Below are 15004 nucleotides of genomic sequence, written 5' to 3'. Positions count from 1 at the left end.
AGCACATCACAAACACGCTCACTACGAACATGCGCGTGGCAAGCACGTCCGTTACAGGCACGCTCACTTCAGATACGCACGCGGCAACGGTCCTGCCTCTTGCATGTAACGGTCGCGCAGGTCGGTCTGGCGCGAGCGCATCGGCATGTCGCGGCCGCCCAGCCACACCTGTTCGGCGTAGTGGGCGACATCCAGCGGATCGCCGTCCCACAGCACCAGATCGGCCTGCTTGCCGACCGCGATGCTGCCGATGCGATCGGCCACACCGAAGATCTCCGCCGGCACGCGGGTCAGCCCGGCCAGGCCGGATTCCCACGGCAATCCATTGGCCACCGCATTGCCGGCCAACTGGCGCAGCTTGCGTGCGTTGTGCGAGGCATCGCCGCTCTGGGTGAAGCTGACTTCCACACCCGCCGCGCGCAGACGTGCGGCGTTTTCCAGGGTCGCGCCGATCTGGTCGAAGGTGGATGGCAGATCTGCCAGCGCATCCACCAGCACCGGCACCTTGGCCTGCGCCAATTGCGGTGCGAGCTTCCAGGCTTCGGTGCCGCCGGCGATGGCGATGCGGACCTTTTCGCGCTGCGCCCAGCGCAGCAATTGACGGATATCGGCGGCACGTTCCACCTGCACCACGATGCGACCTTGCCCGCCCAGATACTTGGCCAGCACGTTGCGGCCGACCGGGGTCAGCAGCGCATGCGGCGAGTCGGCTGGCACGCGTCCACGCGCTTCGGCAACCAACTGGTCGAGCAACATCCACTGCGCCGCACGCGAGCTACCGGTGAGATCGGATGCGGCTGCACCGATGCGGAGAAACAGGGCGTGCGGGCCGATCGGGTCGGGGCTGCCATCCAGCCGCACGATGCCGCCTTGTCCGGCGATAAACGCGCCGCTGGTGGTCGCGCCCAACGCAGTGAAACCGATGCCTTCCACGCGCGCCACCGGCACCAGCACCGAGTCGGGGTTGTAGGCCAGGGTGACGTCGAATTCCGGGCGCATCGGCTGATCGCTCAGCTTGACGCCGCTGTCCACGGTGCTGTCTTCGCCGGACACTTCTTCGATGCCGATCTCGGTGATGCCGCCGAACAAGGCCGGGGTCAGCGGGCGGCCCTTGGCCTCGACCACGCGTCCATCGGTGGGTACGGCCAGGTGATTGCCAATGGCGCGGATCACCCCGCCCTGCACCAGCACATCGGTATTGCGCAGCGTGCCTTGTGCGGTGGCGGTATGGACGGTGGCGCCGCGGATCAACACCTGCTGGCCGAATGCGGGCAACGCAAGCGCGGCCATGATCACTGCAGAGATCGCGCGCAAACGTGGGCGTACAGCGGTTGCGCGGCTCATCGTGCCACCTCCTGGCCGAGCATGAAGTCCGACACCGGCTGCAGTGCGCGGTTATGCCGGTCGTAGACCTGCGCGCCGTCGATATAGACCTGTTCGGCCAGCGCGTAGGAGCTGAAAGGATTGCCGTTCCACACCACCACATCGCCCATCTTGCCCGGCTCCAATGCGCCGGTCTGCTTCTCGATGCCTAAGGCCTTGGCGGCATTGCTGGTAAGCCAGCGGATCGCGCGCTCGGGCGCAATCTCCGTGCCGCTGCGGCGCGCATTGGCGATCACCTTGGCCGCTTCCTGATTCAAGCGCTGGATGCCTTCTTCCGAATCCGAATGCACGATGGCGCAGCTGTTGGCCGGGCGGTCGACCATCGCGATGTTTTCCTGGATGCCGTCGAAGGCTTCCATCTTGAAGCCCCACCAATCGGCCCAGAGCGCGCCGCAGACGTCTTCCTGCGCCAGGCGGTCGGCCAGTTTGTAGGCCTCCACGCCGTGGTGGAAGGCGGCGATGTGGAAGCCGAACTCCTTGGACAGATCGAGCATGGTCGCCATCTCATCGGCGCGGTAGCAGTGGATATGCACACGGATGTCGCCGTTGATGGCGCCGGCCAGCGTGTCGAGCTTGAGATCGCGCTTGCCGCCGGCATCGCCGCTGCTGTCGTTGTCGCCGCCGCTGCTCCACCAGTGGCGCTTCTTGGTGGTCTTTTTCGGCGCGTTCTTCTGCAGGTACTCGGCCGCATCGATGAACGCGGCGCGGTAGCCGGCCACATTGCCCATGCGAGTCGCCGGGCCGCCCTTTTCGCCGTAGACGCGCTTGGGGTTTTCACCGCAGGCCATCTTCAGGCCCCACGGCGCGCCGGGAAACTTCATGCCCTGGTAGGTGGTGGAGGCCACATTCTTGAGCGTGACGCCACGGCCGCCGATCAGGTTGGCCGAGCCCGGCAGGATCTGCAGCGAGGTGATGCCACCGGCCAGCGCGGTGCCGAAGCCCGGGTCCTGCGGCCAGATCGAATGCTCGGCCCAGACATTGGGCGTGACCGGTGCGGTCATCTCGTTGCCATCGCTGTGCGCGCTGACGCCGGGGCTGGGATACACGCCCAGATGCGAGTGCACGTCGATGATGCCGGGCGTGACCCACTTGCCGGTGCCGTCGATGCGACGCGCATCGGCCGGCGCCTCCAGCCCGCGCCCGACCGCGGCCACCTTGCCGTCGCGCAGCAGCACGTCGGCATCGTCCAGGCGCTGCCCGGTGCCGGTGAGGACGGTGGCGTGCTGGATCAGCACCGGCCCGGAGGCGAGCGCGTGATAGGTGCTGGGATACGGGTCTTGCACGAAGCGCGATGCCGCAGACGCAGGCCCGCACAGCACAGCCGCGCCGAGCGCGGCGAACAGGATGGAACGCATAGATTTCCCCGGTGCAACGAAAACGTCAGCAGCAAACCTAGCGGCCGGCGAGACGCTTGCCAAGTGCTGCGCTCTCGGTGGCGGCGGGCTCATCACATGCGCGCGTGCATGCTGTGCCGTATTCGTCAGGGGAAACGTCGATGATTGCCAAATCAGAGCGCAACAAACAGGCCGATGTGGTGTTGGCTTTCTGGGAGCTGGCCGGCTCGGCCCGCTGGTTCACGCACAACGATGCCTTCGATGCCAACTTCCGCCAGCATTTCAGCGAGCAGCACTTTGCGGCCGCTCGCGGCGAGTATGCGCACTGGATGGAAGGTGCCGAAGATGCATTGGCCTTGCTGATCCTGCTCGACCAGTTCCCGCGTAACGCCTTCCGCGGTAGCGCGCATTCCTACGCCACCGACGGACTGGCGCTGCAGCATGCCAAGCAGGCGCTCGCCAGCGGTTTCGATCGACAGGTCTCCGCGCAGTTGCGGCTATTCTTCTATTTGCCGTTCGGGCATGCGGAAGATCTGCAGGAGCAGGCGCGCGCGGTGCAGCTGATCACTGCGTTGGACGATGCCGAAACCACGCATTGGGCAGTGCAACACCAGCAGATCATCCAGCGCTTCGGGCGCTTCCCGCATCGCAATGCGGTGCTGGGGCGGGAGAGCACTGCGGAAGAACAGCAGTTTCTCGATGACGGTGGATTTGCCGGTTGAGGCGCGGCGGCGGGTTTCTCGGCGCTGTTTAAGTTACAGCGTCCCTAGGGCTGTTACTTCACTGCGGGGCCCTTGCCCGCCCACCATTGCGGGAAACGTCGCAAGTACGTCCCTGCGCTCTCTTCCGAACGGCTAAAAGTGGCTCACTCTGAGGCTTGGCTGCAGGGTCCTTGCCCGCCCACCATCGCGGGACACGCCGCAAGGCAGAGCGGCTGATCTGTGGCTTGGCTGCAGGGCTCTTGCCCGCCCACCATCGCGGGACACGCCGCAAGTACGTCCGTGTAGGCTCTTACGCGGCATCCATGCCGCGTAAGGTCCCGCGACGGTGGGCGGGCAAGGACCAGTCGAGATGGTCGGTGTGCATGGCTTTCAACAAAGCGACCAGCAATCTTTCTGGCGAGGGCACCGTGCCCTCGACCCTCGATGGAACACCACAGCTCTAAACCGAGACAGCAACGATACGCACAGGCAAATCAACAGCTACGTCAAAACTGCTGCGCAATTGTCGTGGTACTCAGTACTTCGCCACGCCGTTGTCCACCTGGTCCGACCACGCATCGATGCCGCCGGTGACGTTGTAGACGTTGCCAAAGCCCAGGCTGCGGAAGTGCTCGGCCGCCTGCAGGCTGCGGCCGCCGCGGTGGCACAGGAACGCCAGCGGGGTGTCCTTGGGCAACTGCTCGATGGCGGCACGCTCGTGCGCGTCCAGCGTGCGGAACGGGGCGGCAACCGAAGCCAGCGCACGCTCGTCGGCCGGGCGCACGTCCACCAGGGTCAGCGTGCCGGCCTTGAGGCGGTCGTCGGCATCGCGCACCGACAGCTCCTGCACCGGCTTGGGCGCATTGGGGTTGTCGATGGCCAGGCCGCGGCCGCGGATGTCGTCCACCCAGTCGATGGTGATGCCGTCGGCGCGGCGCGCGCTGGCCAGGTCGAACTGCACGCGCAGGCCGTTGGATTCGGCCGCGATGGCGTTCGGGTTGGTCGGCGCCAGCTGGAAGTTCGGCTGGAAGTCGGCGTCGATGGACAGCGTCAGCGAGGCGTCCGGCGCATCGGCCAGAGCGCCCTTGAGCATCTCGACCGCCGCCGGGGTGACGGTGATCTTGGGCGGAGTCCGGTCTGGCGCCTGCAGGCCGAGCATGCTGCTCAACTCGCCGCTGTCGGCCATCTGCAGGATGATGTCGCTGCCGCCGACCAACTCGCCATCCACGTACAACTGCGGAATGGTCGGCCAGTCGCCATAGGCCTTGATGCCTTCGCGGATGTCCTGGTCGGCCAGCACGTTGACATGGGCATAGTCGATGCCCAGGCCGTCCAGCACGCCGACCGCCTTGGCCGAGAAACCGCACTGCGGCATGCCGGGCTGGCCTTTCATGAAGAGCACCACGCGGCTGGACTGCAGCAGCGTATCGATACGGGAACGCAGGGCGGGATCGAGGGACATGGCAGCACTTCGGTCAGATCGTGGAGGCGGACCATTCTACGCCGCGTGGCATCATGCGGTATGACCACGCTGCAAACGCTGTATCGCATTCCCTCACATCCTTACCGCTGGGTTGGCCTGCTGGTCCTCTCGCAGGCCGCGGTGGCGCTGTTGTGGTGGCACCTGGGCTGGATCTGGGGCGTGCCGGCGCTGTTGCTGTCGCACGCGCTGTTCGTGGTGCCGGTATTCCTGCCGCGCGCGCGCCTGTATGCGCCGGTACTGGCACGCCTGCCTGGACACGCGCCGCAGGTGTGGCTGACCATCGACGATGGCCCCTCCGACGACACCCCGGCGATGCTGGAATTGCTGGACGCCTACGATGCCAAGGCCACGTTCTTCGTGGTCGGCGCACGCGCCGAGCAGCGGCCGGACCTGGTGCGCGAGATCGTGCGTCGCGGGCATGGCATCGGCAACCACAGCCACACCCATCCGCAGGCCTGGTTCTGGGCGCTGGGGCCGCGCCGCATGGCGCAGGAAATCGGCCAGGCGCAGCGCGTGCTGGCCACCATCACCGGGCAGGCGCCACGGCTGTACCGCTCGGTGGTGGGCATGACCAACCCGTTCGTCGCCTCGCCGCTGCGTGCGCACGGCCTGACCCGTGTGGCCTGGAGCGCACGCGGCTTCGATGGCGTGCATTGCGAGCCGGACGCCACCGTCGCCCGCATCGTGCGCGACCTGCGCCCCGGCGCGATCGTGCTGCTGCACGAAGGCGCCGCGCACGGCCACAACCTGACCATCCTGCGGGGCGTGCTGGAGGCGATGCGGGAGCGTGGCTTGGTGGGGCGGCGTCCGGACTGAAGGTTCCCGGCAGGGCGGCTGTGCTCACCGCGAGGCGCGCCCGGTGCTTAGTCCTTCGATGCCGGCACGTCGTGCTGATTTCGACGTGCATGCCCGCCTGAGGCCGCTCGCTGCGCTCTGTCAGCTGTACCGGGATGCAGCTGACACAGCGCCCGATATGACGCGCGCGCAGTCTCATGTGCCTGTCGCGGCGTCGCCGCCGGGTTTGTCGGCTTGCGATCACCCGCTGCAACAAACGGACGCCAATCGCAGCCGTCAGCGGCAGACCTTGTGCCCTGATCTATTGACAGCCCTTTCACCTGGATCGAACATGCGCGCCCAGCCAGCAAACGGTGCGTGCCTTTCGATGGCGTGCATGACGCCAGCCTCAGCGGCTGTCCCGGACGGCAATGTTTCGCTCATGAGGCTGACACCATGTCTTACCGCTTTGCTCCTGCGCGCGCTGTTGTGCGTGCGGATGTCTGTTTGTTGAACGCTCGCCTGTCGTATTCCTTGCTGGCGCTGGCCTGCGCATGGCCGTTGTCTGCGATGGCGCAGTCGGGCACGCGCGATCCGGTCGACCTGGACCGCATGCAGATCCATGCGCATCGCGGCGCTGCCACCGAGGGCACCGACGCCTACACCGCCGATGTCGCGCGCAGTTCGACCAAGCTGCAGCTCTCGCTGCGCGAAACGCCGCAATCGGTGGTGGTGGTGACCCGCCAGCAGATCGTCGACCGCAATCTGCAATCGCTGCAGGACGTTACCGACACCGTGGCCGGCTTCAACTCGCCGACCTGGGATACCGAGCGTACCTATATCAACGCGCGCGGCTTCGAAGTGGACTACTACCGCATCGACGGCATCCCCACCGACTACAGCGGCGATGTGCAGCAGAACATGGCGATTTACGACCGTGTGGAAATCATCCGCGGTGCCAACGGACTGACCTCCGGTGCGGGCAGCCCGGCCGCGTCGATCGATCTGGTGCGCAAGCATGCCGACAGCGACGTGTTCACCGGCCGCGTGGATCTGTCGGCAGGGCGCTGGGACCGCTATCGCGGCACCGTGGACCTGCAATCGCCATTGAACACGGCAGGCAACGTGCGCGGACGGGTGGTGACCAGTTACGAAGACAAGCAGTCGTTCCGCGATTACTACAGCAAGCAATCGTCGCTGTTCTACGGCATTGTCGATGCCGATTTCAGCGATGCCACAAGTGGTTACATCGGCGTCAACAAGCAGCGCAACGACGGTCGCGGCACCACCTGGGGCGGCGTGTCGGCATACTTCAGCGATGGCAGCCGCACGGATTTTGCGCGCTCGGATTCGTTCACTCCGCGCTGGGCGCGCGGCGTGGCCGACACCACCAATGCCTTCGCCGGCCTGACCCATCGCTTCGACAACGGTGCGCAGCTGCATGTGGAGTATTCGCATCAGCGTTTCGAGGCCGATTGGAAATCGGTGCTGTTCGGCTATCTCGACTACCCGGACCGGGACACCGGCCTGGGCCTTGCCAGCAACTTTGGTGGACGCTATCCCACACTGAGTGCGCAGAACAGTCTGGATGCCTACGCCACGGTGCCGCTGATGCTGTGGGGCCGCGAGCACGAACTGGTGGCCGGCGCCACCTGGATGAATCGCAACCTGCGCAGCTGGTCCAACGCACCACTGCAACCGCTGAGCGCCGAAAGCGTCTACGCCTGGACCGGCCGCATGGCGCAGCCGGAGTGGACGCCGCTGAGCAAGGGCGAAGAGCGCGATGTGCGCCAGGTTGCCGCCTACGCTGCCGGCCGTTTCAGCCTGACCGATGCGCTCAAGGCCATCGTCGGCGCACGCATCACCGACTGGAAGAACACCGACCAACTGGTGCCGGCCAACTCTTACGAACGCCGCGGCCGCACCACGCCGTACGCGGGCCTGATCTTCGATGTGGACGATCATCATTCGCTCTACGCCAGCTACACCGGCATCTTCAAACCGCAGAGCAATCGCGACCGCAGCGGGCGGTATATCGAACCGCTGGAAGGCAACAGCTACGAGGTCGGCGCAAAGGGCGAATACCTCGGCGGCCAGCTCAATGCGGCGTTGGCGCTGTTCCGTATCGAGCAGGACAACCTCGCGGTCAACGACCCCGGCCAGTTGGTGCCCGGTACCACCGATCAGGCATATCTTGCGGCGAAGGGCACGGTCAGCCAGGGCGTGGAATTCCAGCTCGATGGCCAGCTTTCGGAGCAATGGCGCATTGCGTTCGGCTTTGCCCAGTTCGATGCCAACGACGCCAGCGGCGTCGATGTGAATCCAACCAGTCCGCGTCGCGAAGCCACGCTGTTCACCAGCTGGCAAACCGGGCCGTGGCGCGTGGGTGGTGGTCTAAGTTGGCAGTCGGCCATTCACGAATTGATGTCCGGGCCACAGGGCACCACGCAGCGGTTGACCCAGGGCAGCGTGCTGCTGGCCAACGCGATGGCGCGCTACGACATCAATCAAGCCTGGTCGGCGCAGCTCAACGTGCGCAATCTGTTCGACCGCAAGTACTACGCCAACATCGTCTATCAGAGCCAGTTGATCTACGGCGACCCGCGCGATGTGGAGCTGACCGTGTCCTGGAAGTTCTGATTTTGCTCAAGGCGCGAGCCGCTGGCGGCATCCATGCCGCCAAAGGTCCCGCGAGCGGTAAGGGCATCGCGCGCTCGACTAACCAAGCCTTGGCCTGCATCTGAACGACGCGGCGACTCTAGAACTCGGTTGTCCTGAAGTGATTGGTCAGCGTGGATAGATCAGTTGTAGAGCGGCTGCTCTGCGGCTTTGCTGCAGGGCCCTTGCCCGCCCACCATCGCGGGACACGCCGCAAGTACGTCCGTGTAGGCTCTTACGCGGCATCCATGCCGCGTAAGGTCCCGCGACGGTGAGCGGGCAAGGACCAGTCGGGTTGGTCGGTGTGCATGGTGCAAGCAATACACGATGCATGTCGTTCGGATAACGGTGGGTTCGGTTAGCTTTCCAACGCAAGCCGAGCAACCAACAAGCTTTTTAGAAAGCAGCCGACCAACTTCCTGGTGCGGTGCCCTTGCCGATTGCGGGACCGTGTGGCGGCATGGATGCCGCCACCGAGCCTACAGGGACATACTTGCAGCGTGTCCCGCGAGCGGCGAGGGCACCGCGCACTCGACTAACCAAGCCTTTGCCTGCATCTAAACGACGCTGCGACTCGATAACCTGGTTGTCCTGAAATGATTGGTCAGCGTGGACAGATCAGTTGTAGAGCGGTTGATCTGCGGCTTGGCTGCAGCGCCCTTGCCCGCCCACCATCGCGGGACACGCCGCAAGTACGTCCGTGTAGGCTCTTATGCGGCATCCATGCCGCATAAGGTCCCGCGACGGTGGGCGGGCAAGGACCCGTCGAGATGGTTGGTGTGCATGGTGCAAGCAATGCATCAGGTGCGTTGTTCGGATAACGCTGCGGCCGATCAGCTTCGCAACGCAAAACGCAACGCGATCAACAGGCTGGCTTTCATCAAACGACCGACCAACTTTCTGGTGCGGTGTCCTCGCCGATTGCGGGACCGTGTGGCGGCATGGATGCCGCCACCGAGCCTACATGGATGTACTTGCGGCGTGTCCCGCGAGCGGCGAGGGCACCGCGCACTCGACCAACGCAGCGTGGGATCATCCACATAGCGTCAAGAGCGGCCGTTAAAACGACTGCGCGGCCGCTGCTCGCTGCGGTGTGCACCACGCGTACACACCGGTTCCTCCGCGCCGTCCGCACCCACCTGACGACCGCTCGCTACGTTCTGTCAGCCGTTCTAAGTCGAGCCAAGCACTTCGTGCATCGCCTCAGCGCGGTTCGGCGACGATCAACCAGTTGTTGAACGGCGTATTGCCATACAACGGCGCAAACGTCGCGCGCAGACCGGCGGCATCCAACTGCGCCTGCAGGCTTTCGCGGGTGGGATAGCTGCGCGGCATGCGCTGCATCCAGCCGCTCAGATGTGCCAGCACGTCGGTGACGCGGCTGGTGCGGCCACGGCTGCTGGCATCGCCCAAGGCACTGCGGATCACCAGCTTCGCACCGGGTGTGAGCATCTGCGCCACGCTGCGCAGCAGGTTGGCCTGCATGTCTTCCTGCAGATACTGCAGTACGTCCAAGATGGTCACGCTGCCGCGGTGTTGCGGCCATGCCACGCTCAGATCGACCACGGCGAACTGGGTACTGCCCAGTGCCGAGCGCTGCGCGATGTGTTGCGCGCGGCGGATCTTGGACGCATCCACATCCACCCCGTGATACGCCAACGCCTGACCATCGGCACGCAACGCATGCGCGAGCAGGCCGAGCCCACAGCCCAGATCCAGCACTGGCGCAGTGGTGCTGCGCAATTCGGCCAGCACGCCCGGATATAACGGATCGGTGCGTAGCTTGGCTTGCGTGTAGTAGTAATCGTAGCGATTGCCCAGCGGATGCGGCGGCAGAAACGCGCGCGCGATTGCCAGCGCCTGGGCGCGGCTCATGGGTTGGGTGGCGGTGGTCTGCAATGTCGTTCCTTGGCAGTGAGGCGTGGTGCGCGGCTAGCTTAGAGCATCGCGCGCCGCAGGCAGTGCCAATGCGGTCCAGCGCGCATACATCGCGCCAGAGGGATGCAGGCCATCGTCCACCAGCATGTCCGCCGCGTCACCGCCATCGCGGCTGGTGGCGGTGATGTCGACAAAGCGCACGGCACGTTTGGCGCAGAGATCGGAGGCGACGCCGTTGAAGGCATCGATCTGCGCGGCAATCAGCGCCGCATCGGCGCCCTGCGCGTGCGCGAACGGGGTGAGCCCCCAATCGGGAATCGACAGCACAAACACACGCGCTGCGAGGCCGCCCGCGAAAGCGATCGCATGCTGCAACAACGCATCGAACTGGCTGCGGTACTCGTCCAGCGAGCGCCCGCGGTATTGATTGTTGACGCCGATCAGCAGGCTCACCAGCTCGAACGGCCCCTGCGGTGCGGCCGTATCGATACCGGCCTGCAGCTCGTCGGTGGTCCAGCCGGTGGTGGCGATGATCTGCGGCGGCGCCACGTTCCATCCGTAGGCACGCAAACCCTCGACCAATTGCACCGGCCAGCGCTGCGCAGCCGCAACGCCTTCGCCGATGGTGTAGGAATCGCCGAGCGCCAGATAGCGCAACGGCGTACCAGGCGCCGTCATCAGGCCACGCTGCGCGACTTGAGCGGCACGACCTTGGTGACTGCTTCGGCGCGCCGTGCCAGGGCACGGTCGATACGCGCGAACACATCGCGCATCACCGTCGCCTCGGGCATCAGGGTCACGCGGAAGTGGTGACGATAGGGCACGTTGAAGCTGGAACCCGGCACCACCAACACGCCTTCCTCGTTCATCAGCTCGAGCGCGAATTCGTGGTCATCGAAATTACGCGCGGCGGGACCTACCACCGCCGGGAACGCGTACAGCGCACCGGCCGGCGCCACCAGCGACAAATGCTCGCTGGCTGCGCAGGCCTCGATCACCGCACGGCGGGTCTCGTACAAACGCCCACCCGGCGCGCACAGCGCCGAGATGGTGTCCGGCCCGTTGACTGCCGCATCGATGGCGTACTGGCCCGGCACGTTGGCGCACAGGCGCAGGGCGCCGAGCAGGTCCATCGCGTTACGCAGATCGTTGATGCGCGATTGCTCGCCCGACAGCAGCGCCCAACCCACGCGCCAGCCGCAGGCGCGGTGCACCTTGCTCAGCCCGCCGAAGGTGATGCACGGATGCGCGCCTGCCAGCGGCGCGACCGGCACGAATGCGGCATCGTCGTAGAGCACCTGGTCGTAGATCTCATCGACCATCAGCAACAGGTTGTGCTTGCTGGCAATCGCCACGATGCGCTCCAGCAACTCGCGCGAATAACTGGCACCGCTGGGATTGTTCGGATTGATCAGCACGATGGCGCGGGTGCGCGAGGACACCAGCGTCTCGATTTCCACCGGGTCCGGCTGGAAGCCGTTCTCCGGCGCGCAGCGGTAATACACCGGGCGGCCATCGTTGAGGATGGTGGCGGCCGACCACAGCGGATAGTCAGGCGAGGGCACCAGGACTTCGTCGCCGGGATTGAGCAGCGCACGCAGCGACAGATCGATCAGCTCGCTGACGCCGTTACCGATGAAGATGCGGTCCGGATGCGCATCCGGATGCTGGCGCCGCGCATATGCGGTGGCGATCGCCTCGCGCGCTTCAGGCAGGCCCTGCTGATGGGTGTATGGATCGGTGCGGCCCATGTCGTCGGCGATGGCGCGCTGCAGATGCTCCGGCGCACGGAACCCGAACGCGCCTGGATTACCGATATTGAGCTTGATCAGCTTGCGGCCCTGCGCCTCCAGCTCCCGCGCTCGCCGCGCCAGCTCGCCCCGGATCTCGTAGCGGACTTCGGACAGACGCTCGCGAATGACGAGCGGCTTTTGCTGGGCTGTGGACATACGGCAGGCCGGTTGTAGGCGTGAGGCTTGGCATGGTAGCGGAAATAGGGCAGGCGGGCATGCTTGCATCGGCAACGATGTCAAGGGGCGCTTCAGCCCGGGCGCAGGGCCGATTGCACAAGCCGCAGCGGCCAGCCAGCTAGAATCGCCCCATGAGCAACGCACCCCCCGATTACCCCACTCTCCAATCCATCGGCTGGCCCTGGCCTGGCCCTCCCGAGGACCCGTCCTGGCAGGCGCTCTTTGCCGCGCATCCGCAGGCGATGCCGGCGCGGGTGGTGGAGCAGCATCGCACCGGCTATGTGGTGGCCGATACGCCGGAGGCCAGTCTCAAGGCCGAGTCGTTGCCGGAGTGGCAGCGGCCGCGGTTTCCCAGCCATGAGCGGGCGGCGGTGGGCGATTGGGTGCTGATGGAGGGCAAGCGCATCGTGGCGCTGCTGCCGCGGCGCACCTCGATCAAGCGCGGGGCGGCCGGCGAGCATTACCACCAGCAGGTGATCGCGGCCAATATCGATACGGTGTTCATCGTGTGCGGGCTGGATGCGGACTTCAATCCGCGCCGCATCGAGCGCTATCTGCTGCTGGTCGGCGGCGGCGGTGCCGAGCCGGTGGTGGTGCTGACCAAGGCCGATCAGACCGAATATGCCGAGGATGCATTGGCGGTACTGGAGGAGCTGGAGGCGCAGAACATCGCGTTGCGTGCGGTCAATGCCAAGGATCCCGAGAGCGTGGCTGCGCTGCGGCCGTGGCTGGGCGATGGTCGTACTGCGGTGCTGGTCGGCTCGTCGGGCGCGGGCAAGTCGACGCTGACCAACACCTTGCTCGGCACACAGAAGATGAAGACCAATGCGGTGCGCGAGAACGATTCGCGTGGCCGGCATACCACCACCCATCGCGCGTTGATTCCGTTGCCGTCCGGTGCCTGCCTGATCGATACGCCCGGCATGCGCGAGCTCAAGCCCACCGGCGAGGAAGATTTGGCCGAGGGCGGCTTCTTGGATGTGGAGGCCCTGGCGGCGCAATGCCGCTTCAACGATTGCGCGCATATCGCCGAGCCCGGCTGCGCGGTGCGTGCGGCGATCGAGGCCGATACGCTGGATCCGGAGCGGGTGGCCAACTACATGAAGCTGCGCGTGGAAGTGGCCGCCGCGGCCGAAAAACTCGCCACGCGCCTGGCGCAGAACAACCGGGGCAAGGGCTCGGGCCGGCGGCCTGCCAGCGTCGATCGCACCGGGCGCCGCTGAAATGCCGCTGCGCAAGGCGCCGCCGGACATCGTCCATCACGCGGCGCTGGATGTGCGCCTGGTCAAGGCGGTGCGCGGCGTGCGTCTGTTGGCCCTGGCCAGCTGGCCGCGTTCGCTGCAGGAGCCGTTTCTGCAGAGCGTGGCGCGTGGTCAGCCGGAGCTGCCGCAGGTGGAGTATCCGGCGCTGGATTTCGGCGATACCCGACGCGAATTGGCGGCGATTGCGAAGGCCGCCGATCCGCATCATCCGCTGGGCGCGTATCTGATCGACTCGGCGCACAGCTGGAGTCTGGCGGCCGGCCTGCTGGAATCGTTGGGCACCACCGCAGTCAGCGATTACTCGGCGCAGTTGTTCGGCGTGCCCGACGACCCGATGCCAGGCAACGGCCCGAGCACGCGCGAAGCCGCACGCCACTTCATCCAGATTGCGCAGGAACTGGACCGCGAACTGCTGGCGCCCGAAGAACAGGTGCCGGTGTCGGCGACGGCCTTGCGCATGCAGCTGCAGAACGATCTGGATGCGTTCTTCGAAGGCCGCGTCATCACGGTCACGCTGGACCCGGATCTGCTCGCCAAGGCGGCCGCAGGCGCGCACCGCATCCGCCTGCGCAGCGGCGCCACCTTCAGCGATTACGACCGCGCGCAGTTGTTCCATCACGAAGCGCTGGTGCATTCCCTTACCGCGCTCAATGGCCGCGCGCAGGTGCATCTGCCCAGCCTGGGCATCTCTTCGCCGCGCACCACGGCCACCCAGGAAGGGCTGGCCACGTTCGCCGAGCAGATCACCGGCAGCATCGATATCGAACGCATGAAGCGCATCAGCCTGCGCATCGAGGCGATTGCGATGGCGCGCTCGGGTGCGGACTTCATCGACGTGTTCCGCTATTTCACCAGCAGCGGGCAGAGCGCAACCGAAAGTTTTTCCTCGGCGCAACGCGTGTTCCGCGGGGTGCCCACCGCAGGCGGCGGTGCCTTCACCAAGGACACGGTGTATCTGCGTGGTCTGGTCGCGGTGCACACGTTCTTCCGGCATTCCCTGCAGCGCGACCAGCTGCAGCTGTGCCGTTATCTGTTCGCCGGCAAGATGGCGCTGGGCGATGTGGCGCGCTTTGCGCCCTTGTTCGACAGCGGCGTGCTGGTTGCACCGCGCTGGCTGCCGCCGTGGGTGAGCCGGGTCAGCGGGCTGGCCGGCATGCTGGCGTTTTCGTTGTTCGCCAATCGCATCCGCATGGATCAGCTGCAGCCGCCGGCGATGAATGTCTGAGCGTCGTTACGAGAGGGTGCGAACACTTGCCGGGTAGGTGCGAACACGCACCGCAATTTTAGAGCGGCTGAAACAACCACTGCGTTCACCGTCAGGCGGTCGCGGCCAATGCTCGGAATCGGCATGGCCACTCGTACACCCCGGTTTCTCCGTGCCGCCCGCACCACCTGAGGCCTAATCGCTACGCGTTGTTAGCCGCTCTTGGTAGTCGCGCGTCCCTTGCGGATGCAGCGGGCCTTGCGATTGTGTGGCTCGCCGGAAGTGGCGCTGAACCGTATGCATCGTGCCGACACGTTCTACACGATGTTGCAACGGGCTGATCCACACACTGCTCGC

11 protein-coding genes and 2 other RNA genes are annotated in these 15004 nt (G+C 65.7%); 7 read left to right on the top strand and 6 right to left on the bottom strand.

Translation table 11 applies throughout. The annotated features are described in order from the left end of the window. Positions 1 to 63: 63 nt before the first annotated feature. A complete protein-coding gene (locus NYR97_RS03785) occupies positions 64 to 1344 on the bottom strand; it encodes an amidohydrolase family protein (protein WP_316696756.1) in 1281 nt (426 codons plus the stop codon). After that, positions 1341 to 2738: an amidohydrolase gene (locus NYR97_RS03780; RefSeq protein ID WP_316696755.1), complete on the bottom strand. Its 1398-nt coding sequence runs from the start codon at positions 2736 to 2738 to the stop codon at positions 1341 to 1343. The genes NYR97_RS03785 and NYR97_RS03780 overlap by 4 nt, the downstream gene beginning before the upstream one ends. A gap of 140 nt (positions 2739 to 2878) precedes the next feature. On the opposite strand from NYR97_RS03780, the gene NYR97_RS03775 reads away from it, so the two are divergent. Next, the gene (locus tag NYR97_RS03775) at positions 2879 to 3439 is read left to right on the top strand and encodes a DUF924 family protein (RefSeq protein WP_316696754.1); all 561 of its coding nucleotides are present in this window, start codon (positions 2879 to 2881) and stop codon (positions 3437 to 3439) included. A 514-nt stretch (positions 3440 to 3953) separates the two neighbouring features. Here the strand turns inward: NYR97_RS03775 and grxD are convergent. Beyond that, positions 3954 to 4880: a Grx4 family monothiol glutaredoxin gene (grxD, locus tag NYR97_RS03770; RefSeq protein WP_205393757.1), complete on the bottom strand. Its 927-nt coding sequence runs from the start codon at positions 4878 to 4880 to the stop codon at positions 3954 to 3956. 60 nt (positions 4881 to 4940) lie between these two features. On the opposite strand from grxD, the gene NYR97_RS03765 reads away from it, so the two are divergent. The 3 genes from NYR97_RS03765 to NYR97_RS03755 all read left to right on the top strand — a co-directional run bounded on the left by NYR97_RS03765 (position 4941) and on the right by NYR97_RS03755 (position 9502). Continuing rightward, on the top strand, positions 4941 to 5717 hold the full coding sequence (locus tag NYR97_RS03765; RefSeq protein WP_205393758.1) for a polysaccharide deacetylase family protein: 777 nt from the start codon (positions 4941 to 4943) through the stop codon (positions 5715 to 5717). Positions 5718 to 6185: 468 nt separating this feature from the next. Then, complete coding sequence (locus tag NYR97_RS03760; RefSeq protein WP_345784965.1) at positions 6186 to 8315, top strand: TonB-dependent siderophore receptor; 2130 nt, start codon at positions 6186 to 6188, stop codon at positions 8313 to 8315. 1111 nt (positions 8316 to 9426) lie between these two features. Then, a non-coding RNA gene (locus NYR97_RS03755) (sX9 sRNA) lies at positions 9427 to 9502 on the top strand. 34 nt (positions 9503 to 9536) lie between these two features. Here the strand turns inward: NYR97_RS03755 and NYR97_RS03750 are convergent. Genes NYR97_RS03750 through NYR97_RS03740 form a run of 3 tightly spaced genes read right to left on the bottom strand, consistent with a single transcriptional unit; the run spans position 9537 to position 12160 of the window. Then, complete coding sequence (locus tag NYR97_RS03750) at positions 9537 to 10208, bottom strand: methyltransferase (RefSeq protein ID WP_205394769.1); 672 nt, start codon at positions 10206 to 10208, stop codon at positions 9537 to 9539. A 57-nt stretch (positions 10209 to 10265) separates the two neighbouring features. Then, a complete protein-coding gene (locus NYR97_RS03745) occupies positions 10266 to 10889 on the bottom strand; it encodes an SGNH/GDSL hydrolase family protein (RefSeq protein ID WP_316696751.1) in 624 nt (207 codons plus the stop codon). Beyond that, the gene (locus NYR97_RS03740) at positions 10889 to 12160 is read right to left on the bottom strand and encodes a pyridoxal phosphate-dependent aminotransferase (RefSeq protein WP_316696750.1); all 1272 of its coding nucleotides are present in this window, start codon (positions 12158 to 12160) and stop codon (positions 10889 to 10891) included. The genes NYR97_RS03745 and NYR97_RS03740 overlap by 1 nt, the downstream gene beginning before the upstream one ends. 152 nt (positions 12161 to 12312) lie before the next feature. Between NYR97_RS03740 and rsgA the strand changes: the two genes are divergently transcribed. The 3 genes from rsgA to NYR97_RS03725 all read left to right on the top strand — a co-directional run bounded on the left by rsgA (position 12313) and on the right by NYR97_RS03725 (position 14865). Next, positions 12313 to 13404: a ribosome small subunit-dependent GTPase A gene (gene rsgA, locus NYR97_RS03735; protein ID WP_316696749.1), complete on the top strand. Its 1092-nt coding sequence runs from the start codon at positions 12313 to 12315 to the stop codon at positions 13402 to 13404. A 1-nt stretch (position 13405) separates the two neighbouring features. Next, positions 13406 to 14668: a flavohemoglobin expression-modulating QEGLA motif protein gene (locus NYR97_RS03730; RefSeq protein ID WP_316696748.1), complete on the top strand. Its 1263-nt coding sequence runs from the start codon at positions 13406 to 13408 to the stop codon at positions 14666 to 14668. A 123-nt stretch (positions 14669 to 14791) separates the two neighbouring features. Next, a non-coding RNA gene (locus NYR97_RS03725) (sX9 sRNA) lies at positions 14792 to 14865 on the top strand. The last annotated feature ends 139 nt before the right edge of the window (positions 14866 to 15004 follow it).

Origin of the sequence: Xanthomonas hydrangeae (genome assembly GCF_032697525.1) — a bacterium.
GTDB lineage: Bacteria > Pseudomonadota > Gammaproteobacteria > Xanthomonadales > Xanthomonadaceae > Xanthomonas > Xanthomonas hydrangeae.
Note: the sequence above shows the minus strand (reverse complement) of the source record. Positions and strands in the feature narration are given on the sequence as shown.